Here is a 21,948-nt window from a genome sequence, read left to right on the forward strand (position 1 = left end):
CGGGTGTCCTCCTATTCCATATTTTCCAGCTGCTCGACCAACCGTTCGATTTCCTTTTTGCTTTCCGCAAGATTTTCCCGCTGCAGCAAATCTTTGATATGGCGGATCAGTTTTTTCCGTTCCCGGAATTTGGCGAACAGCTGAAGTTTTTCCTCATACTGTTCGAGGACGGCTTCCGTCCGTTTGATGTTGTCGTACACCGCCTGCCTGCTGACGGAATATTGTTCGGCGATCTCCCCCAGGGAGAGGTCGTCGATGTAATACAGGGACATGTATTTTTTTTGTTTCGGAGTGAGGAGCGACTGGTAAAAATCAAAAAGAAAATTCATCCTGGTCGTTTTTTCCAACATCTTTGCCCCTCCCCTGTTAAGTGAAAATCCTTTACAAAACAATAGTACATAGGATTTCCGGGAATGTCAAGGCGGATGGGCGGGGAAAAAGGCGTCGGCATCACTTGTTTTCCGATGCGGCGGAGCGGCGGGGCCGGCGGCGGATCCTCCTTCCGGGCATCCTTTTCGGCGGCGAAAACCGCTTGCGCCGAAGGGGGCGAAAGATAGTCCGGCCCCGTTCCGACTTTTCCCGGGATAAATAACCCGGGGGAAGAAACCGCAAAGGCTTGCCTGCGAAAAAAACAGGGGGAAGGATCCGCATTGCCGCAAAGACAAGCTTTTGTTATGCGGCTTGCCCATGAAAAAACAGGGAAAGGATCCCTTCCCTGTTTTTCGGCGCCGGTCCGGCCGGCACAAGGGTGATTCCGTATGGCTTCACGAAGCTTTGTCGGAAAACGTTTATGAAAGCCAAAGCCGATTCTTAGCTGCTTGTCCTTTTCGTTGACGATTTTTGTCGGAAAACGTTTATCAAAGCCAAAGCCCGGAAAGGCGCGGGCGTCATTCCGTCAGCCCTTCGAACAGCCCGTAAACGAATTTTTCCGGATCGAAAACTTCCAGATCATCCATCTTTTCGCCCAAGCCGACAAATTTGACCGGGATGTTCAATTCCTTCCGGATGGAGAGGACAATTCCCCCTTTTGCCGTTCCGTCCAGCTTCGTCAATACGATGCCGGTCACCCCGGCCGCTTCCTTAAATTGCTTCGCCTGGACCAAGGCGTTCTGGCCCGTCGTCGCGTCCAGCACGAGCAAGACCTCATGGGGGGCGCCGGGAACCTGCCGCTCGATGACCCGTTTCACCTTTTCCAATTCCTTCATCAGATTGGCTTTATTTTGCAGACGCCCGGCGGTATCGCACAATAATATGTCCGCGTTGCGGGAACGGGCCGCCTGAAGGGCGTCGTAGACGACCGCCGCGGGGTCGGAGCCTTCCTTCTGCTTGATGACCTCGGCGCCGACCCGCCGTCCCCAAACCTCCAGCTGTTCGATCGCCCCTGCCCGGAAGGTATCGCCGGCAGCCAGCAAAACCTTCTTGCCGTCCCGGATGAACCGGTGGGCCAGCTTGCCGATCGTCGTCGTTTTCCCGACCCCGTTGACGCCGACAAAGAGGATGACCGTCGGCCCCTTTTCCTGGATGTTCAAGCCGTTCTGCCCGCCGCCGGCATTGTAAATGTCGACGAGCTTTTCCGTGATCACGTCTTTCACGTCCGCGGGATCTTTTATGTTTCTCCTTTTCACTTCCATTTTCAGTTCGTCGACGAGCTCGAGGACCGTGTCGAAGCCCACGTCGGCCTGGATGAGGACCTCTTCCAGTTCTTCGAAAAATTCCTCGTCCACTTTCCGGTATTTGGCGACCTTCCCGGCAAAGTTTTGCCGGGTTTTCGCCAATCCTTCCTTAAATTTTTCCGCGACTGCGTCTTTCTGTTGGGTGAATTTTTCCTTCAGCTGTTCAAAAAAACCCATGGATACCTGCACTCCTTTTTTCCGTTGCTATACGAAGTTCTCCTGTTCCTCCAGACGGACGGAAACGAGTTTGGACACCCCGGATTCCTGCATCGTGATGCCGTATAATGCGTCCGCCTCCTCCATCGTCCCTTTCCTGTGGGTGATCACGATGAACTGGGTATCCTCGGCAAACTTTTTTAAATAGCGGCTGAACCGGTAGACGTTCGCCTCGTCCAGCGCCGCTTCCACTTCATCGAAAACGCAGAAGGGAACGGGGCGCACCTTCAAGATGGAAAACAGGAGGGCGATGGCCGTCAATGCCCGTTCGCCGCCGGACAGCAGGGAGAGGTTTTGCAGTTTTTTCCCCGGAGGCTGGGCGACGATTTCCACGCCGGTATTGAGCAGATCGTCCGGGTCGGTCAGCTTCAGTTCGGCATACCCGCCGGAAAACAGATTTCTGAAGACGGACGTGAATTCCCCGGAGACGGCCTCGAAGGTTTCCTTGAAACGTTTGATCATTTCCTGGTCCATTTCCTCGATCACTTGAAACAGGGTGTCTTTCGCCTCCAAAAGATCGTCCCGCTGGTCCCGCAAAAAGGTATACCGTTCATGGATGCGCTCGTATTCTTCGATCGCCCCCAAATTGACCGTGCCCAGCTCGTCGATGGAACGCTTGATCAATTTCGCTTTTTTCCGCGCCTCATCCGGGGCCTCCGGCAGCGGATATTGTTCCTTCGCGGCTTCAAAGGTGAGAAAATATTCCTCCGACAGCTTCCGCAGCAGGTTGTCCAGTTCCGCGTCGAGGCGGCCCAGTTTGACTTCTTCTTCCTTCAGCCGGTCGGCCGCGGTTTTGTGGAGCCTTTTCCATTCCTTGACATCCCTCTCCATCTCTTCAAGCATTTGCTGCTGCCGGTTCCTTTCCTGTCTCCGCTCAGCGATCCGGTCAAGGATGGAATTTTTTTCCTTTTGTTTTTCTTCGGCCAACCGGGCCAGTTCCGCCTCCGATTTTTCATCCTCTTCCCTTTCGCGGATCATCTCTTCCAGCCGTTTTTCCTGCTCCGCTTTATCTTCTTCCGTTTCCTTCAATCCGAGCTCCGCCGATTCGGATCGCGCTTTGATGTGGCGGATTTGTTCCTCCAATTTGGCGATTTGAATGTTCAGCGCCTGGATTTCCTCCGTCAGGGAATCCTTTTGGGATTGGTCGACGGATTTTTTCTCCGACAAGGCTTTTACCGCCAAATCGATTTCCTCCGCCTCGGCCCGGATCCGTTCCAGCCTGCCGGCGTTTTCCTTCATTTTTCCGGCAATTCGTTCCTTTTCCTGAAGGAACGACGCCTCTTCCGCCGCGAAAATTTGAAGCCTGTCCTCCAAGTTTTTCCGCCGCCATTCGATCTCCTTCAGCGCTTCCCTGACCCGCTCTTCTTCCTTCTTCAATCCTTCTTCCGTTTCCTTTGCCTTTTGCAGGTTTTCTTTCAACCGGCCGATTTTCCCTTTCGTCTCGTCAAGGAGCCGCCGCTTTTTGCGGCCTTCCTCCTCCCGGCGGGCAATTTCCGCTTCCAGCGTTTCCATCTCCCGCTTCCGGGACAGCAACGAGGAGGCGTTTTTTTTCACCGCCCCGCCCGTCATCGAGCCGCCGGGATTGACCACATCCCCGTCAAGGGTGACGATCCGGTACCGGTACCCGGAGGCCCTGGCGATCTCGTTGGCCCCGGGCAAGTGGCGGCTGATGATGACCGTGCCGAGCAAGTACTCCATAATGTTCCGGTGCTTTTCCTGAAAGGAGACGAGTTCGCTGGCGATGCCGACGAAGGCTTCGTTTTCCGCCAAATGGCGCCGTTGCTCCGGGGGGATCGTTCGTCCTTTGATGACCGACATGGGCAAAAAGGTGGCGCGGCCGGAGGAATGTTTCTTTAAGTAGTTGATCGCCGTCCGGGCGCATTCCTCGTCGCGGACGACGATATGCTGCAGGCTGGAGGACAAGGCGGTTTCAACGGCAAGCTCGTAGGGTTTTTCCACCCGGATCAATTGGGCCACCGCCCCTTCGATCCCGGGCAGCTTCTTTCCCGCTTTCAGGATTTCCTTCGCCCCTTGATGGAAGCCGGCCAAATCCTCCTCCATTTCCTGCAAAATTTCTTTTCTCGACTTCAGCTGGTGGACTTCCTGGGCGATCTTCCGCAACGCTTCTTCCAGCACTTCCCCTTCCCGGAGGAAACGCTGCAGTTCCTGTTCCTCCTTTTGGAGGCGTTCCCGTTCCGCTTCCGCCCTTTCGGCAAGGATCCCCCGCTTTCTTTCCAGTTCCTCCCCTTCGGCGGCGAGCAGGTCCCGGTCATGGAGGACCCTTTCCTTCTCTTCTTTTTGTTTTTCATACTGGGATTCGAGTCTTTCGAGCTGCTGGGCGAGCAGGCGCTGTTCGTTTTTCAGCGCCGCCTCCCGGTTCAAGAGATCGATGTAGTCGGATTTTAACGATTCAATCTTTTCTTCCACATCTTCCGAAAGAAATTCCAGCTTCTCCCGCTTTTCCTTAAGAAGCCGGCGTTTTTCCGCCAGCTGCCCTTCCAGTTCGGCCAGTTGGGCGGAGAGGGTCTCCCTTTCCTTTTTCAGCGATTCCAATCTTGCCCGGCTTTCGTCCAAAGCCTGTTCCAAGGCCTTCCGGTTCTCGGCGAAATTCTTCTTCCGCTCCTTTAAAACCTCTCTCCTTCCTTCAATTTTTTCCAGTTCTTCGCTCGCCGAAAGCAATTTTTGCTGAAGCTCATCCACCGACCGGTCGGCAGCCCGCATGGCATCCCGGATCCGTTCGATCTCCGCTTCCTTCTTTTGCACTTGGACGGACAATTCCAGCTCTTCATCCTGCAGCGAACGGATCTTCTCCTTTAAAGCGTTCCATTCGCCGGACAGCTGTTCAATGTCGTGGGCGAGGAGGGCCACCTCGTAACGCTCGAGTTCCTTTTTCAAATCGAGATATTCCTTCGCCACGGATGCCTGCTTCTTGAGCGGTTCGAGCTGGCCTTCCAGTTCGTGCAAGATATCGCGCACCCGGTTCAAATTTTCTTCCGTCTCCGCCAATTTCGCTTCGGCCTTCATTTTCCTCGTTTTATATTTCAGGACCCCGGCAGCCTCTTCGAAGATCGTCCGCCGCTCCTCCGGCTTGCTGTTCAAAATTTCGTCCACCTTTCCCTGGCCGATGATGGAAAAGGCTTCCCTCCCCATGCCGGAGTCCATCATCAAGTCGACGATATCCTTCAGCCGGCAAGGCTGCTTATTGATGAAGAATTCACTTTCGCCGGAACGGTACACCCTTCTTGTAATCATGACCTCATTATAATCGACGGGCAAAAAATGGTCCCCGTTGTCCAAGATCAGCGAAACCTCGGCGAAATTCAACGGCTTCCTGTTGGCGCTCCCGGCAAAGATGATGTCCTCCATTTTTCCGCCCCGCAGCGATTTGACCGACTGCTCCCCCAATACCCAGCGGATGGCATCGGTAATATTGCTTTTTCCGCTGCCGTTCGGACCGACAACCGCCGTGATCCCCTTGTCGAATTCGATGGCGACCCGGTCCGCGAATGACTTGAATCCTGCGATTTCCAATCTCTTGAGAAACATTTCGTTCCTCCCGCCTCAAATCTGTTTTTCCGCCTTGATCGCATCGATGGCGATCCTGGCGGCGTGCTGTTCCGCTTCCTTCTTGGATTTCCCCTTTCCGACGCCCAAACTTTTCCCGTTGAGCAAAACTTGGGCGACGAATTCCCGATTGTGGGCGGGTCCGTTTTCTTCCAATATTTCGTAATCGATGGTCCCGATTCCTTCCCGCTGAACGATTTCCTGGAGCAGGCTTTTATAATCCATCATATGAGAAAAAGCACCTTGCTTGACTTTTGGAAAAACGGTCCGCTCCAAAAACCTTTGGACCGCTTCCAAACCTTGGTCCAAAAACAGGGCGCCGATGAAGGCCTCGAAGGCATCCGCCAACAGGGCCGGCCTTTCCCTGCCCCCCGTCAGTTCCTCCCCTTTGCCCAAAAGAATATATTCGCCGAAGTTCAATTCCTGGGCGAAGGAAACGAGGGAGGGCTCGCAAACGATCGCCGCCCGCAATTTTGTCATCTCCCCTTCCGCCATCATCGGATAGGTGAGATACAAGAAATGGGAAACGGTCAATTCCAGGACCGCGTCGCCCAAAAACTCCAGGCGTTCGTTGTCGTCCTGGAAATTTTTCCGATGCTCATTCACATAGGATGAATGGGTGAAGGCCTGTTTTAAGAGGGATTCGTCGTGAAAAAAAACGCCGATCTCCCTTTGGAATTTTTTGAACTGCTGATCCAATTGTTTCTTTACCGCCATTTTCCTGTTCCTGTTCATGGAATGTTCACGCACCTCTAGTGTTATTGCAAACCGGCTCGGGCTCCCCTTCGGCAGCCCTTCCGGTCCTTTATCGGCCATTACAAGTCAAGTTTAGACGAAAACGGGGGAAATGGCAAAGCGTTTATGATAGGACGGCTCTCCTATTTGGCCGCGGGGTTCCGGTTCAGCGGTCCGGGAGATCTTTTTCCGATGCGGAAAGGATCCCGGACCGGAAACCGGCGCATGCCGCTTCCCGAAATCGGAATCCTTTGTCCGGGCAAAAAACCCTCTTCTTCGTCTCAGACATAGAAGGAACCTTCCAGAAAAACAAGACTTTCTTTCGAACGGAAAGAAAAAGAGGATGACGTTTCCCGCCAACCTCTTTTCCGGATGCGGCTTTCCACCGTTTTTCGCGCCGCCATTATAATTTGCTTTTTATGTACTCGACAGCATCTCCGACGGTGACGATCTTTTCCGAATCTTCGTCGGACACGGTAATCCCGAATTCATCTTCCATTTCCATGACCAATTCCACCACGTCCAGGGAATCGGCCCCCAGATCATCTTTAAACGTGGCCTCAGGCGTTACCTGGGACTCCTCGACACCCAAACGGTCGACGATGATTTTTTTCACTCTTTCCAAGATATCATCCATTCCGTTCACCTCCCTTCCAAGGTCCAACGTTAATATATCACTTGCCCAAAGGGCATGGCAAATCCCTTTTCACCATTTTCTTGCACGTTCTCACATATACATGCCGCCGTTGACATGGATCGTCTGGCCGGTGATGTAAGCGGCGTCGTCCGACGCCAAAAAGAGGACCGTTTTGGCCACGTCCTTCGTTTCGCCGAAGCGGGCGAGGGGAATTTGTTTGAGCATCTCCTCCCGCACCTCTTCCGGCAATCTGTCGGTCATGTCCGTTTGAATGAATCCCGGCGCGACGGCGTTCACCGTTATGCCCCGGGCGGCCAATTCCAAGGCGGACGCCTTCGTCAAACCGATCAGCCCGGCCTTCGCCGACACGTAATTGGCTTGGCCGACGTTCCCTCTTTCGCCGACGATGGAAGAGATGTTGATGATCCTGCCGTACCGCTGCTTCATCATCTGCCTCGCCGCCTGTTTCGTGCAGAGGAAGGCGCCCTTCAAATTCGTTTCGATGACTTCATCCCAATCCTCTTCCTTCATCCGGAGGACCAGGGTGTCCCGGGTAATCCCCGCGTTGTTGACGAGGATGTGGAGGCTGCCGAAGCGGCCGATCACGTCTTTAAACATGGCTTCCACGTCGCCGGGATTTTTCACATCGGCCTGCACGGCGAAAGCCTTCCGTCCCATTGCCTCGATCTCCCGGCAGACCTCTTCCGCCAGATCCCGGCTGCCCGCGTAATTCACGGCCACATCCGCCCCGTTTCGGGCCAGCTCCAGGGCGATTTCCCGGCCGATCCCGCGGGAAGCCCCGGTCACTAGGGCCGTCTTTCCCAAAAGCTTCATTCCTCATTTCCCTCCCATTGCTCCAAAACCGTCCGGAAGCTTTCCTCGTCATGAATGGAGACGGCCTTTGCGGAGCGGTCAATCTTCTTTACCAAACCGGTAAGCACTTTCCCCGGACCGATCTCCACGAACGTATCGACGCCCAACCCGATGAGGGTCCGGATGGAATCTTCCCACAAAACCGGAGAATAGAGCTGTTCGATCAAGGATTTGCGGATTTGTTCCCCGTCCCGCACGGGCTTTGCCGTCACGTTGGCGATGACGGGGATCTCCGCATCCCGGAGGGGGAAACCGGCCAAAAATCCGGCGAACTTCTCCGCCGCCGGTTTCATCAGCGAAGAGTGGAACGGGCCGCTCACTTCCAAAAAGACCGCCCGTTTGGCGCCTTCCGCCTTCGCCCTTTCCGCCGCCTTCTTCACCGCGGGCGTCTTTCCCGAAATGACGATTTGCCCGGGGCAATTGATGTTGGCCAGCTCGACCGGCTCCTCCGGAGTGCTGGCCGCCTTGACGACTTTCTCAAGCTTTTCCCGGTCCATGCCCAGGATGGCGGCCATCGTGCCCTGGCCGCTCGGAACGGCCTCTTCCATCAGCCGGCCCCGCTCCCGGACGATTTTTACCGCATCGGGAAAGGAGAGGGCCCCGGCGGCGACAAGGGCCGTATATTCCCCCAAACTGTGCCCAGCCACATAGTCCGCTTTCAGCCCCGCTTCCTTCACCTTGGCAAAAAAAGCGAAACTTGTCGTCAAGATCGCCGGCTGGGCGTTGACGGTTTCCGTCAACGTTTCCTGCGGCCCTGCAAAGATCAGATCGGACAAGGGAAAACCCAGCACCTCATCGGCGGTGCGGAAGATGTCCGCGACGTCCCGGTCCTTTTCCGCAAATCCTTTGCCCATTCCTACCGTCTGCGAGCCTTGACCTGGAAATAAAAACGCGACTTTCCCCATCGAATTCCCCTTTTCCCGATATTTTCTAGAACCTTTCCTGAACCAACATTTTTTCGATCGTTTCCGTGACCCGCCTTTCTGCCATTTCCCGGGCCTGGCGGATCGCATGAAAGATGGCGTGGTCATTCGACGAGCCGTGGGCTTTGACGACCGGCGCCTTCAGCCCGAACAGGCCGGCCCCGCCGTATTCGGTGTAATCCATCTTGCTTTTTAGTTTCAGCAAATCGTTCTTCAAAAAGCCGGCCGCGATTTTCGTCTTGACGCTCCCCGTCAAGACGTCTTTGAGCATTTGAAACAGGGCGTAGGCCGTTCCTTCCATCGTTTTCAAGACCATGTTTCCCGTAAAACCGTCGGCGACGACGACATCGGCGGCGCCGGCCAGCAGATCCCGCGCTTCGACGTTTCCGATAAAGTGGAGATCCGCTTCCGACAGCAGCTCATAGGCTTTGCGCGCCAGTTCATTCCCCTTCTTCGGCTCCGTGCCGATGTTCAGCAGCCCGACCCGGGGTTTTTCAATCTTGTTCACCTTTTCGGCATAGACGGAACCCATGTAGGCGTACTGCAAAAGATGGGAAGGTTTTGCGTCCGCGTTCGCTCCCACATCCAAAAGCAGGAACCCTTTTCCGTCAAGGGTCGGAAGCATCGGCGCAAGAGCCGGCCGTTCGATGCCCCTGATCCTGCCGACGATGAAGATCCCCGCCGCCATCAGGGCCCCCGTATTTCCGGCGGATATGCAGGCGTCCGCCCGCCCTTCCTTCACTTCTTTGGCGGCCAGCACCATGGAGGCGGAGGGCTTGTGCCTGACCGCCCGCACCGGTTCCTCTTCCCCGGTGATGACTTCGGTGGTGTGCAGGATGCCGATCCGGCTGTTTTCTTTTAAAAACGGGGCGATTTTCGCCTCGTCGCCGACCAATGTCACCGACAGATCCCGGAAATGCTCAACCGCTTGGACCGCACCTTTGACGACGGCCTCGGGCGCGTGATCTCCTCCCATGGCATCAATGGCTATTCTCATTTTGACTCTCCTTCAGCGGTTTATTGGAACGGTACATGTAAAATTCGCCCGTAAAAACGAGTTTTTGATTGACGTAACTGTTCACTTCGACCAAGGTTCTCCCCTTTTCATCCATCCGATTGACCACTTTCGCCTTGGCGATGACCCGGTCCCCTTCTTTCACCGGATGGATGAAGCGGATATTCGCTTTGGCCGTCAGCGCCAATTCGTCGTCGATGACGGCAACCGCCAGGGAATTGGCTTGGGCGAACAAATGATGGCCGCGGGCGATGGAATTCCGTTTAAACACGTGATTTTTGGTGATCTCGAGAATGGATATGGCCCGCTCGTCCAGGTCGATATCGATGATCTCGCCGATCACTTCGTCGATCGGCAAGGAACGCACCTGTTCGGAAAAGTTTTTCTTGGCGACATCTTTGATCCTTTCCCGCAATTCCGGAATCGACAGCTCCAGGCGGTCCAGGCGGATCGTCTGGATGCTGACGGAAAATTTTTCGGCCAGTTCCTCATCGGTGACGAACGGGTTTTCTTCGATCGTTTCCTTCAAAAGCTGCTGCCTTTCTTTTTTTCGAAGCCTCATGGGGTACACCACGCAATTTATGGAAAAATTATGACTAGGTACTAACAGTAGTATAAATAAGCAAGAAAAAGAATGCAAGGAGATTCTTGCATTCAAAATATTCTTTCCTTTAGTCCAGTTTTTCTCCCTTCAACGCCTCCTCGCGTTCCAGCAGTTTCCGCAACGGCCCGTACTCTTCGCCGGTCCAAAAACGTTCCGATTCGACCATTTCTTTCGCGTCCTTCCGGGCGGCCTCAAGGGCGCGGTAATCCCGCACCATATCCGCCAGCTTAAATTCGGGAAGCCCGCTTTGTTTCGTTCCGAAAAAGTCTCCGGGCCCCCGCAGCTCCAAATCCTTTTCGCTCAATAAAAATCCGTCGGTCGTTTCCGTCATGATTTTCATCCGTTCTTTCCCCGTTTCCGATTTCGGGTCGGCAAGGAGGACGCAATAGGCCTGATCTCCGCCCCGCCCGACCCGCCCCCGCAATTGGTGGAGCTGGGCCAGCCCGAACCGTTCCGCATCATAGATCAGCATGAACGTCGCATTGGGGACGTTGACGCCCACTTCGACCACCGTCGTCGATACCAGGACCTGGATTTCGTTTCGGGCGAAGGCCCGCATCACCTTTTCCTTTTCGTCGGGAGAGAGCCGTCCGTGCATGAGCCCGACCCGGTACCGGGGATGGAAATGCCGGGAAAGGGAGGCGTGGACGTCGATGGCGTTCTGCACGTCCAGTTTGTCCGATTCTTCGATGAGTGGGCAGATCACGTAGGCCTGTCTCCCCTGTTCCAGCTCCTTTTCCATGAAGGCGAGGACCCTCGGCAACATTTGCGGTTTTACCCAGTAGGTTTTTACCGGCTTTCTGCCGGCGGGCAGTTCATCGAGCACGGAAACGTCCATGTCCCCGAAGGCGGTGATGGCCAAAGTCCGCGGAATGGGGGTCGCGGTCATGAACAGGGCATGGGGGTTTTCCCCCTTTTCCCGCAGGATCTTCCGCTGTTCGACGCCGAAGCGGTGCTGTTCATCGGTGATGACGAGGCCCAAACGGAAAAAATTCACCTCGTCCTGGATGAGGGCGTGGGTGCCGACCACCACGTCGATGCTTCCCTCCGCCAAATCCGTCAATATCCGCTCCCGCGCCTTTCCTTTGACCGAACTCGTTAACAGGGCGGTTTTCACGCCGAACGGGCGGAAATACCGTTCAAGGACTTCCGCATGCTGCTCGGCCAAAATCTCCGTCGGCACCATCAGGGCGCCCTGGTATCCTCCCAATACCGCGGCGTACAAACAAACGGCGGCCACGGCCGTCTTCCCGGATCCGACATCACCTTGGAGCAGGCGGTTCATCCGGTACGGGGAACGGATGTCGCGGAGGATTTCCCCGAGCGCCCTTTTTTGGGCGGCGGTCAGCGGGAAGGGGAGGGATTCGATAAACAATTTCAGTTTTTCCGGGTCAAACTCGATCGCCTTCGCCTCCGGGACTTCCCGGGCGGTCCTGCGGAGCAATTGGATTTTCAATTGGAACAGCAAGAGCTCTTCGTAAATGAAACGCCGCTTCGCCTGGCGGAGCAACTCCCCGTCCTTCGGGAAATGGAGGGCGTACAGAGCATTTTTTCTCGGAAGGAGCCGGTATTTTTTCAATAAGGGCTCCGGCAAGATTTCCTCGACGAGATGGCCGTATTGCTTCAGGGCATGAAAGATGAGCCGCCTTAAGTCCTTGACCGTCAAATCCCCTTTGACGGAATAGACCGGCTGAAGGAGGTTCTCCTGCTCGGTCCCTTCCAGGCGGTATTGGCTGGCGACGATTTGCATCCGGTACCTGTTCCATTTTCCGGACACGGCGATCCGCTGCGCCGGGCGGATTCTGTTTTTTAAATAGGGCTGGTTAAAAAAGACGACGGAAACCAGTTTCCCTTCCACGAGCATCTTGAAAGAAAGGCGGGACTTTCTCCCGGAATAATAGGCGACTTGCGGCTCGCTCTGGACGGTGCCCTCGAGGGTGATCTTTTCCCCGTGGCCGGCTTCTTCCGGATGCTTGCTGCGATAATCTTCATGGCGGAAGGGAAAATAAAACAATAAATCGCCGACGGTATGAATATTCAGTTCCGCGAGGCGACTGGCCGTCTCCTCGCCGATTCCTTGAATGGCCGTCACCGGCTTTTCCAGTTCATTCATTTTTTGCGGTGCCGAAAATCTTCGCTTCCAGCCTTCGACCGGTCGGCGTTGCCGCTAACCCTCCTTGTGCGGTTTCTTTCAAGGTTTGGGGCATCGCCTGCCCTACGCGGAACATGGCTTCAATGACTTCATCGCAAGGGATCCGGCTCTTCACGCCGGCAAGCGCCATGTCGGCCGCCACAATGGCGTTGGCTGCCCCCATGGCGTTCCGTTTCACGCAGGGAACCTCCACCAGCCCGGCGACCGGATCGCAGACCAGCCCGAGCATGTTTTTCAGCGTGATGGCCGTCGCCTCCGCGCATTGGCTCGGCGTTCCCCCGGCCATTTCCACGATGGCCGCCGCGGCCATGCCCGCAGCCGAGCCGACTTCCGCCTGGCACCCGCCGGTCGCCCCGGAAATGAAGGCGTTGTTGGCGATGACGTACCCGATCGCCCCGGCGGTAAATAAAAAGGCGACCATCTGCTCGCGGCTGGGATGCAATTTATTTTTGACGGCGAACAACGTCCCCGGCACGACCCCGGCGCTTCCGGCCGTCGGGGTCGCGCAGATGACGCCCATGGCCGCATTCACTTCATTGGTGGCGACGGCCTTGCTCACCGCGTCGAGCAAGATTTCGCCGGAAAGGAAATCCCCCTTCTCGATGTACGCCTGCAGGAGGACCGCATCCCCGCCCGTCAGGCCGGAACGGGAAGCCACTCCTTTCAGCCCGCGTTCCACCGCCTGTTCCATCACCTCAAGGTTCTTTTCCATCCGGGAAACGATTTCTTCCCGGCTTTTGCCGCTCATGAGCATCTCCTGTTCGATCATAATGTCGCTGATCTTCTTGTTTCGGCTTTCCGCCAGTTCGACAAGCTCCTTCACCGTCCGGAACAACATCGTTTTTCCTCCTGTCCCCTGAATTTGCCCATTTTCTCCTTCCCCTTTTTTATTCGTTGATTTTCGCCACATGCAAAATATTCGGCAGCTTTCGGATTTCATCCAAAATGGTTTCATCCACGTTCTGGTCCGTCTCGATCGTCATCAAGGCCGTCTTTCCCTTCTCCTTCCGGGACACCTGCATGTAACCGATATTGATCTCGTTTTTTGCCAGTACATGGGCCACGTTGGCGATGGCCCCGAACCGATCGTTGTTGATCACGATGATGGAAGGGTGCTCCCCGGTCAGCCTGATTTTAAATCCGTTGATTTCGTCGATTTCGATTTTTCCGCCGCCGATGGATACGCCGACGAGCTCCAGTTCTCCTTCTTCATCGCCGATATGGAGCCGGGCCGTATTCGGATGGTCGGGAACGCACGCTTCCTTGTGAAAATGGATCTCCAAGCCCTTTTCTGCGGCGATCTCCAAGGACCGCTTGATCCTTTCATCAAAGGTATCGAAATCGAGCAGCCCGCCGACGATGGCCACATCGGTCCCATGGCCCCGGTAAGTTTCGGCGAAGGACCCGTAAAAATAAATATGGGCCCATTTCGGTTCGCGGCCGAAGATGCTTCGCGCCGCCCGTCCGATCCTCGCCGCCCCCGCGGTATGGGAACTGGAGGGGCCGATCATGACCGGGCCGATAATGTCGAACACGCTCCGGTATTTCATCCCGCACAACTCCCCCGATTTTTTTCAAATACGCGCGTTATCGTCTTCTGCCATTACTATTATTATATTAAATATATGTTTCATTGGAAACTTTCTTTCCGGCGAGGGCATTGGTCAAGATTTCCCGGGCGGTTGTCGGACCGGCCTTGCAGGAGCCCCGCATCCCATTGCAATACCCATGCCTTCCAATGTATTTCCCTTCAATGACCTATTGCCCTCTCGGCTTGAATGAAACGCGGAGACCGCCGCGCCCCCTTGCCGGCATCGGATTCCTTGATGCGATATGCGGACAGCCTTCCTTTCCATTATGTCCTCCGGACGCTCCATTATCTTTCGCTTCGACATTTCACCCCCTATTTTTGCGAGAAATAAAATCCCTTCGAACGGAAAACTTTGCCGATTTCGATGCTTAAAAAGGGAATGCGGTGTAATTTTTTAGAAAAGGCGATTCCGGATTTGTTTCACCGACTCTGCCGTACCGGGTACGCCGCGAGGGTTCGGCAGCCGTCAAAAACGACGGGATGTCGGCGTCGGCTGTACGGGAAATTTTCCCGAAAAGCCCGGCATCCGATTTTTGGTCCTTGACGCCCGTTCATGGTCCGGACAGGAAACGCCCTCCCCTTCCCCCTTATTTTCTTGTTTTGCCATATTAACGGTTCAGTGCGGTATGGCGGCTTAATCCGTATTTCACCGGGTCCATTTTCCTTGGATTCGGGATATTTCTCAACAGCGGATCGATGAACCATTGGTTGGAAACGGGCAACATGGCCCATATACCCAAAGAATACACGATGGAACTGCCGAACATATATCCAAGGAATCCGCCCAGCAAGGCGCCAAGGGGGCCGGCCATGCTTACCGCGCCGGCAATGGCCGAAAACACCCTGCCGACCATTTCGACGGGCAATAATTCCTGCAACGTTGACACAAAAACGATATTCGTTACCCCCAGCGGGATTTGGGCCGCACCGAAACAGAACAACGATAAAACGGGGAGCCGCTCAATGAGGAGATCGCCCAAGCCGCCGACGAAAAAAGGAAACCGACAATGACTGACCGCCTGAGGGGATATTTTTTCATATGCGCCGCCATTAGAGTGCCTGCCATATTCCCCAAAGTCATGAAAGCCAAATAAGAGGAATAGAAAGACTCGCCTCCCCTGTGGACGGCGTATTCGGGCAACGCCCTCGATACGGAACCCAATACGAAATGGCTAAAGACCGATGCGAACAAAAACCGGGGATCGCCAAAGCCTTATTGGATGAGAAAAAAATAAAAATTTTCCGTTCCATCCATTCCGTCCGAAAACAATAAAAACGATCGCCCAAGAATTGAACGAAGAACCGTCCAGATTATACTACCATATCAAAAAGCTGGAAATCATCGGCCTGATTGAAGCGGTAAAGGAAGAGCAAGCGGGGAATATGAAGCAAAAATATTACTTGGCGAAGCAAATCGACGGCAGCCAATTCACGTAAATGGCTGAAGATATTTCCGAAGAGTCCGATTATGTAATTGGAAAACTCTATCAATTCGCCAATAAAGCCATATCCGCCCTGGACCGGGAACTGATCGAAGGAAGGGAAGATCATCGCGGGGAAGCCAGCGTCATCAATGTGGAACTAGCAAAATCCGATTGGAAAAAATTAAACCGGAAAATCACGGAGCTGATCAATGAGGCCGCCCGCAAGGCCGAAACCGGCCACGACGGCGAAAAAGTAAACCTTACCTATTTGATCATGAGTTATTTTGAACGATGAAACGGGCGGCGGGATCCCCATTTTCCGGCATAAACCGCGGCCGATGAAACCGCCGGCATCAGGACCCGGTTTCATCCCGCGGGCGTTTTGAACGACATGTTCTGGGATTCCGTGCCGGCAGTAGATCCGGTTCCCGGAAACCGGGATCCTTCGCCCGGAAAAGGACCGGCCCAGGCGGCCATGGTTCACCGCAAAAAAAGAAACGGCCAAACGTTTGGCGGCAACGTTGACCGTTTCCATGGAAACAAAAGACATGCAAATATTTGCCATAGGAAAAATCCTTCGGGGGGAAATTTCCTTTTCATTCACAAAATGCCTGTCCGGCCTCAACAACCCAAAACCCGTTTCATTCCATCATGAATTTGCGGATGCGGATCAAGCGGTAAATCGTTTGCAGATGGGTAAGCACGGCCAGGATGGCCAGTGCCGGCCCGATGAGATTGAAAAGGCCGCCGAGGAACACGAGGAAAAGCCTGCCGTCCCGGTTCATCGGGATGTAGTGGAAAAAGCCGTCATATTCCTCGGAAATATATTGTTTTCCCGTCAGGGCATGGAATTTTTCTTTCACCAGCATCGACATCGGCAGACCGGTGAGGGCCAAAGCGGAGATGGCCAAGGCATAGGGGCTGGAGGCTTCCGCAAACCAGGCGACGGCCATGCCCGCGATGATCAAGAAATCGGCATACCGGTCCAAGATGGAGTCGAAAAGCCCGCCGTAATTGCTCTTTTGAAATTTCAGCCGGGCGATTTCCCCGTCGACCCCGTCGACGATGGAAGAGATTTGCGCCAACAAACCGCCGGCGATCGGGCTTCCGAACGCAAAGGAAAGGGAAGAGCCGAGAGAAATGAGAAAGGAAAGGGCGGTAACCTGATTCGGGGTGATTCGGGTATAGGCCAGTTTTTTCGTCAGACGCAGGGAAAATTTCCGGTTGATGGTCCGGGAAATGAAGCCGTCCTTTGCGGGAATGAGCCCCGAAAGCAGCATCTTTTCCGCTTCCTTGAAACTCGGCGGATCATCCACGTCGATCCAGCGGCCGGAAACGAAGAACAGCTTCACTTTCCTTTCCCCGCAAAGGATGTTCACTCCGTCCGAGAGGGTGTGCTTCCCTGCGTTGATGGCTTCGGACAGGGCCCCCAACAGGGATTCGGAACCGACAAAGAGGCCGCAGTCGACCGCCTGAAATTCCTTTAATTGTTTTCCGAGCTCCAGGGCCCGGCCGCCTTCGGCGCGCACTTTCGTGCATTCTTCCAAATCGAAGACGTCATTCAGGCGGTTGTCCGCGGCGAGCAGGATTTCCCCTTCCTCCAATCGGTCCGCTTCCCGGATGAATTCCTTCACCAATTCCTCTTGGAAAAGGTGATCGGCCATCAACAAGAGAAACCGTTCCCCGGGGCGGCACAATTGGCGGAAGGCATGGACGGACACCCCGTTACCCTGCTCCCAATCGGCGTTATAAACGTAAGTGACCGAAACGCCCAACTGCGATCCGTCGCCCAAATATTCCTTGATTTCCTTGTCATATTTTCCGGTGATGATGACAAATTCCCGGATTCCCGCCTTGTTTAGCGTACGGATGTTCCGCTCGATCAGCGGGATGCCCAGCAAAGGAATAAGAGGTTTGGGCTCTTGGAAATGAGCCCGCATCCTCTTTCCTTCACCAGCGGCCAGGATAACTGCCCGCATTAACGTTCTCTCCTGCCGTCGATAAATTCCTGAACCATCTTTTTGGCTTCGGTATCGGTAACTTGAACAGGCGGGGATTTCATGGTGAAAGAAGAGATGGATGTGAGCGCGCCGCCGATTTTGCGGTCTAAGGCGAGTTTCATGGCGCGGATGGCGTCGATGATGGAACCGGCGCTGTTGGGAGAATCTTCGACGGACAATTTGGCTTCCACGTACAGCGGAACATTTCCGAACCCGCGGCCTTCCATGCGGATATAGGCGATCTTGTTGTCATTAAGCCACGGCACGAAGTCGCTCGGACCGATGTGGATGTTTTCTTTTTCCAGCTCGTTTTTCAATTCCGCTTGCACCGATTGGGTTTTCGATTTCTTTTTGGAAGCCAAACGGCTGTGGTTCAACATGTTCAAGAAGTCGGTGTTTCCGCCGAAGTTCAATTGATAGGTGCGTTCCAGTTTGATGCCGCGGTTTTCAAACAGCTTGGTCAGCGTGCGGTGCAGAATGGTGGCGCCCAATTGGCTCTTGATGTCGTCGCCGATGATCGGAATATTCTTTTCGCGGAATTTCTTCTCCCATTCCGGATCGGAAGCGATGAACACGGGAATGGCGTTAATGAAGCCGACGCCGGCTTTCAAGCATTCTTCCGCGTAAAATCTTACCGCTTTTTCCGAACCGACGGGCAAGTAGTTGATCAAGATTTCCGCTCCGCTTTCTTTTAACACTTTTGCCACATCAACGGGTTTAGCGTTGCTGACTCGGAAAGATTTGTCGCTGTTGTAATCGACCATATGTTCAGATACGCCGTCAAGGACGTGGCCCATTTGGACTACGACGGGATAATCCGGCAAGTCTTTGTAGAACACGGTCGTGCAGTTGGGGGCTGCGAAGATCGCGTCCCTCAATTTCTTGCCGACTTTTCTTTCGTCCACGTCAAAGGCCGCCACGACTTCAATGTCTCCCGGTTTGTAACCCCCGAAGTCGTAGCTCATCAAACCGATCGGATCGTTTCCCGTATGTTTGTAGTACTCGATCCCTTGGAGCAACGCGCTGGCACAGTTTCCTACACCCGCAATCGCAATTTTAATTTTTCCCATTCAAAATACCTCCTTTTTTAAAATTACGATTGGCCGCTTATGTAGGACGTGATGCTCCTCTTTTGTGACAAACTGAACATACTTTGCATGCAAATCTTTCGAGCCTCCGCTAAATCCCTCCTTTTCTGACGACTATGAAAATATCGCAGATTAGCACTTAACTTATAAAAGTGCTAATAAGCGACGTCTTTATTATATTATAATAATATTGTAGTGTCAACGATAAATTTTCTTTTTTTTGAGCGCCGGCGGGCCGTTCCTTCCGCAGGCGATCCCTTCCCTTTTCGGATCTTGATAAATAAAAAAGCCGCCGCTTCAAAAACGGCAGCTTTTCTTCTTATTCAACGGCAAAAATAAACGGATATAAAGGCTGCTTTCCGTTGTGGATTTCGATCTCCACATCGGGGTATTTTTCGCCGACGAAATTCTCCAATTGTTCCACTTGTTCGTCCGTCACCTGCTCGCCGGTCAGGATGGTCAGAATCTCGCTCTCCCCGTCCACCATTTTTTCGAGCAGCGCTTTGGCCGCTTCCAGCAGATCTTTATGGTTCACAACGATTTTTCCGTCGAGGATCCCCATGTAATCGTCTTTTTTGATGGAGATGCCGTCGATGGACGTGTCGCGGACGGCGAAGGTCACCTGTCCGGATTTCACTTTATTTGCGGCCTCGTTCATCGCCTTCTTATTCCATTCCGCATCCTTCGCGGGGTTGAATGCCAAAAGGGCGGCCAATCCTTGGGGGACCGTTTTCGTCGGGATCACGATTGCCTGCTGTTCAAAAAGGGATGCGGCCTGCTCGGCGGCGAGAATGATGTTCTTGTTGTTGGGCAAGATGAATACGGTTTTGGCATTCACCCGTTCCACGGCCTTCGCGATATCCTCCGTGCTCGGATTCATCGTCTGCCCGCCTTCGATGACCTCCTGGGCCCCGATGCTCAAAAACAGATCGCGGATGCCGCTTCCCATGGAAACGGTCACGATGCCGTATTCGGATCGGGGTTTTGCCGCCGGCCGGGGAACGGGAGCTTCCCTGTCGGAGGAAACGATGTTGGAATGCTGTTCCCGCATGTTTTCGATTTTAATGTTGGTCAGGCTTCCGTACCTTTGGCCGTAAGACAGCACTTCCCCCGGCTGTTCCGAGTGGATATGTACCTTGACGAAGCCGTTGTCGTGGATGACCAGGAGGGAGTCCCCGAACCGGTTTAAATCGCGGCGGAATTTTTCTTCGGAAAAGGGATGAGCCTTCAGCTTCTCTTCCTCGAGCTTCACCATGAACTCGGTGCAGTAGCCGAATTGGATATCTTCCGTATCCATGAAGCTTTGCACGGTTTTATGATGTTCCTTTTTCACCAGCTGTTCCATCACCGCGGAAGGATCGGACAAGCCTTGCGGCTTTTCCCCTTTCAGCGCGGACAAGAATCCTTCGTAAACGTAGACGAGCCCTTGCCCGCCGCTGTCGACGACCCCCACTTCCTTCAAAACGGGCAAAAGATCGGGGGTCCTGCTCAAGGACTCCTTCGCCGCAAGCAGCGTCTTTTCCATCACGACGGCCAAATCCTTCTCCTTCGCCGCCGTCTCCATCGCCTTTCTGGCGGCGTCTTTGGCAACGGTCAAAATCGTCCCTTCAACGGGCTTCATCACGGCCCGGTAAGCCGTCTCCACACCCGCGTTCAAGGCCTTCGCGAACTCCATGGCATCCAGGCTTTCTTTCTCTTCGATCGCCTTGGCAAAACCGCGGAACAGTTGGGAAAGAATGACGCCCGAGTTCCCCCTGGCGCCCATGAGCAGCCCTTTGGACAGCGCCTTCCCCACATTTCCGATATGGTCCTGCAAATGGTTTTTCACTTCGTTCGCCCCGGAGTTCATCGTCAGCTTCATGTTCGTTCCGGTATCGCCGTCCGGAACCGGGAAAACGTTCAGCGCATCAACGTTTTTCGCATTTTCCGACAGGTGGTGAAAACCCTGGAAAATCATGTCTGCGAATCGTTTCCCATCCAATACCGTAATTGCCACAACGTCTCCTCCTTACTTACGGGTTGATAACCCGGACTCCTTGTACGAATATATTTACCGAGTCCGCCGCAAGGCCGATCGTTTTTTCCAATACGTATTTGACTTTCGTCTGCACGTTGGCGGCCACTTCGGAAATCTTCGTTCCGTAGCCGACAATGATGTACATGTCAATGTGGATTTGGCCGTTTTCCTGGCGCACAACGACCCCTTTGGAATAGTTTTCCTTCTTTAAAATTTCCGAGATCCCGTCCCTGATCTGGTGTTTGGACGCCATGCCGACGATTCCGTAACAGTCGACGGCCGCTCCGCCGCAAATTTGGGCAATCGTTTCGTTGGAAATTTCAATATGTCCGTATTTCGTCTTCAATTCAATGGACATTCTAACTCCCCCTTTTGGAATAGGACGAAGACTGAACCCATTTTACTATACTCGATCCTTAATGAAAAGTCTATCATATCAGGAAGGAATTGGCCGCAGAACCTTCCTTTGTTCACAGTTTCTCAAATCTTCCGGACGGCCCGGCCGGTTAAAAAAGATCGTCTTTCCATGCCTGTTTCCTCCTTGGGCGTCCGCCCGGTTCCGCCGGCGGTTTGGCGAAAAGAGGGTCCTTCGCCGCAAATGCCCCTCCTTTTCACGCAAAACGAACAAAGTTGGAAAGGCCGGATTTCCCGCACCGGCCGAAAAGCCGCCGCCAAGGGTTCGCAGATCGGGCACGGCTTGTTCCCCCTGTTTCCCCTTCTCCCCTTTGTCCTTTCTTTCGCGAAAAGGGCCCGGACCGGTCCGCGGACGCGCCGCAAGGGGACAAAAGGCGGACGAACAACACAAATCCGGCCGAAATATGTCAAGCGTCAGTGAAAATGTCATATTAACGCGTCAGTGAATATGTCACTGATATATTTACTTTGACCTTAGTCCATTCAAGCCGGTTTCAGTTCCTTTGAATTCGTGGGCCTATATTTGCGCCAAGGATGATCAGGTCCGGGTTTGTAAGATTTCTTCTCTGAGCTCTCCTTTTTCTTTTCAGGAGTTTTTGCCGCTTTGTCCCGGGTTGCTTCCTTCAAGGGATAGGGCTTGCCTTTGTACCAGACAAACAGTCTGCCATCCAGCGTTTTTCGGACTTCCACCGGCGTTTTGGCCGGAATGGTTGGACTGGAATTTGGGACGTCGAGGATGTACGTTTTTCCTCGGTAGGAGATGGTTTCTCCAGGTCCCACCTTCCGTTGATCGCGAAAACAAAGAATCAAATCCAGTGTCTGTCCCGGTTCCAAAGGAACAAAGGCACTTTCCGGTTCAAGAGGCGCTACGGCAAACTTCTCGTTATGTTCTTTGATCAACTCCGGAAGGACTTGGTTTGCCTCCTCCAGGGTCTGGATGCCGCGCAGGCGCAACTCGACAACCCAACGGTCCTGCAGGGTTTGAAAGAGGCGTTCGATCCGTCCTTTGGCCTGTGGGGTCA

Annotated in this window: 19 protein-coding genes and 1 pseudogene; 2 read left to right on the forward strand and 18 right to left on the reverse strand. The window is 54.0% G+C overall.

The features are described from left to right. Positions 1-11 precede the first annotated feature (11 nt). From A3EQ_RS0116665 to A3EQ_RS0116750, 13 genes are all read right to left on the reverse strand, one after another. Positions 12-350 (reverse strand): putative DNA-binding protein, encoded by a 339-nt coding sequence (locus A3EQ_RS0116665; protein WP_020156291.1) that lies wholly within the window; start codon positions 348-350, stop codon positions 12-14. Positions 351-887: 537 nt separating this feature from the next. Next, entirely contained in the window at positions 888-1,850 is a 963-nt protein-coding gene (gene ftsY / locus A3EQ_RS0116680) for a signal recognition particle-docking protein FtsY (protein ID WP_020156294.1), read from the reverse strand. Positions 1,851-1,877: 27 nt separating this feature from the next. Next, the gene (gene smc / locus A3EQ_RS0116685; protein WP_020156295.1) at positions 1,878-5,435 is read right to left on the reverse strand and encodes a chromosome segregation protein SMC; all 3,558 of its coding nucleotides are present in this window, start codon (positions 5,433-5,435) and stop codon (positions 1,878-1,880) included. A 15-nt stretch (positions 5,436-5,450) separates the two neighbouring features. After that, entirely contained in the window at positions 5,451-6,188 is a 738-nt protein-coding gene (rnc, locus tag A3EQ_RS0116690) for a ribonuclease III (protein WP_020156296.1), read from the reverse strand. Positions 6,189-6,591: 403 nt separating this feature from the next. Next, a complete protein-coding gene (locus A3EQ_RS0116705; RefSeq protein ID WP_020156299.1) occupies positions 6,592-6,825 on the reverse strand; it encodes an acyl carrier protein in 234 nt (77 codons plus the stop codon). Positions 6,826-6,915: 90 nt separating this feature from the next. Beyond that, positions 6,916-7,659, reverse strand: coding sequence for a 3-oxoacyl-[acyl-carrier-protein] reductase (gene fabG, locus A3EQ_RS0116710; RefSeq protein WP_020156300.1), 744 nt, complete (start codon positions 7,657-7,659; stop codon positions 6,916-6,918). Beyond that, positions 7,656-8,603, reverse strand: a complete 948-nt coding sequence (fabD, locus tag A3EQ_RS0116715) for an ACP S-malonyltransferase (protein WP_020156301.1) — start codon at positions 8,601-8,603, stop codon at positions 7,656-7,658. Before fabD ends, fabG begins: the two co-directional genes overlap by 4 nt. Positions 8,604-8,628: 25 nt before the next feature. Continuing rightward, entirely contained in the window at positions 8,629-9,618 is a 990-nt protein-coding gene (gene plsX, locus A3EQ_RS0116720; protein WP_020156302.1) for a phosphate acyltransferase PlsX, read from the reverse strand. Beyond that, entirely contained in the window at positions 9,602-10,198 is a 597-nt protein-coding gene (fapR, locus tag A3EQ_RS0116725; protein WP_026500041.1) for a transcription factor FapR, read from the reverse strand. Before fapR ends, plsX begins: the two co-directional genes overlap by 17 nt. A gap of 109 nt (positions 10,199-10,307) precedes the next feature. Continuing rightward, positions 10,308-12,353 (reverse strand): ATP-dependent DNA helicase RecG, encoded by a 2,046-nt coding sequence (gene recG, locus A3EQ_RS0116730; protein WP_020156304.1) that lies wholly within the window; start codon positions 12,351-12,353, stop codon positions 10,308-10,310. Further along, positions 12,346-13,227 (reverse strand): L-serine ammonia-lyase, iron-sulfur-dependent, subunit alpha, encoded by an 882-nt coding sequence (sdaAA, locus tag A3EQ_RS0116735; protein WP_026500042.1) that lies wholly within the window; start codon positions 13,225-13,227, stop codon positions 12,346-12,348. Before sdaAA ends, recG begins: the two co-directional genes overlap by 8 nt. A gap of 52 nt (positions 13,228-13,279) precedes the next feature. Beyond that, the gene (gene sdaAB / locus A3EQ_RS0116740) at positions 13,280-13,942 is read right to left on the reverse strand and encodes an L-serine ammonia-lyase, iron-sulfur-dependent subunit beta (protein WP_020156306.1); all 663 of its coding nucleotides are present in this window, start codon (positions 13,940-13,942) and stop codon (positions 13,280-13,282) included. Positions 13,943-14,591: 649 nt separating this feature from the next. Then, a complete protein-coding gene (locus A3EQ_RS0116750; RefSeq protein ID WP_147402757.1) occupies positions 14,592-14,870 on the reverse strand; it encodes a hypothetical protein in 279 nt (92 codons plus the stop codon). A 403-nt stretch (positions 14,871-15,273) separates the two neighbouring features. Here A3EQ_RS0116750 and A3EQ_RS22595 point away from each other — a divergent pair, with 403 nt between their 5' ends. After that, positions 15,274-15,420, forward strand: a complete 147-nt coding sequence (locus A3EQ_RS22595) for a hypothetical protein (protein WP_020156310.1) — start codon at positions 15,274-15,276, stop codon at positions 15,418-15,420. Next, the gene (locus A3EQ_RS0116770) at positions 15,421-15,702 is read left to right on the forward strand and encodes a hypothetical protein (RefSeq protein ID WP_020156311.1); all 282 of its coding nucleotides are present in this window, start codon (positions 15,421-15,423) and stop codon (positions 15,700-15,702) included. It abuts the gene before it with no gap. Positions 15,703-16,048: 346 nt separating this feature from the next. Here the strand turns inward: A3EQ_RS0116770 and A3EQ_RS0116785 are convergent, their stop codons facing one another. The 5 genes and pseudogenes from A3EQ_RS0116785 to A3EQ_RS22740 all read right to left on the reverse strand — a co-directional run. Continuing rightward, entirely contained in the window at positions 16,049-17,386 is a 1,338-nt protein-coding gene (locus A3EQ_RS0116785; RefSeq protein WP_040369600.1) for an NTP transferase domain-containing protein, read from the reverse strand. Then, positions 17,386-18,477, reverse strand: a complete 1,092-nt coding sequence (locus A3EQ_RS0116790) for an inositol-3-phosphate synthase (RefSeq protein WP_020156315.1) — start codon at positions 18,475-18,477, stop codon at positions 17,386-17,388. Before A3EQ_RS0116790 ends, A3EQ_RS0116785 begins: the two co-directional genes overlap by 1 nt. Before the next feature lie 337 nt (positions 18,478-18,814). Further along, positions 18,815-20,491: a DAK2 domain-containing protein gene (locus tag A3EQ_RS0116795; protein ID WP_020156316.1), complete on the reverse strand. Its 1,677-nt coding sequence runs from the start codon at positions 20,489-20,491 to the stop codon at positions 18,815-18,817. 16 nt (positions 20,492-20,507) lie between these two features. After that, entirely contained in the window at positions 20,508-20,870 is a 363-nt protein-coding gene (locus A3EQ_RS0116800; protein ID WP_020156317.1) for an Asp23/Gls24 family envelope stress response protein, read from the reverse strand. Between the two features lie 539 nt (positions 20,871-21,409). Further along, positions 21,410-21,948 (reverse strand): annotated as a pseudogene (locus A3EQ_RS22740) (ISNCY family transposase); the annotation flags it as partial.

The organism is Caldibacillus debilis DSM 16016 (assembly GCF_000383875.1).
GTDB lineage: Bacteria > Bacillota > Bacilli > Bacillales > Caldibacillaceae > Caldibacillus > Caldibacillus debilis.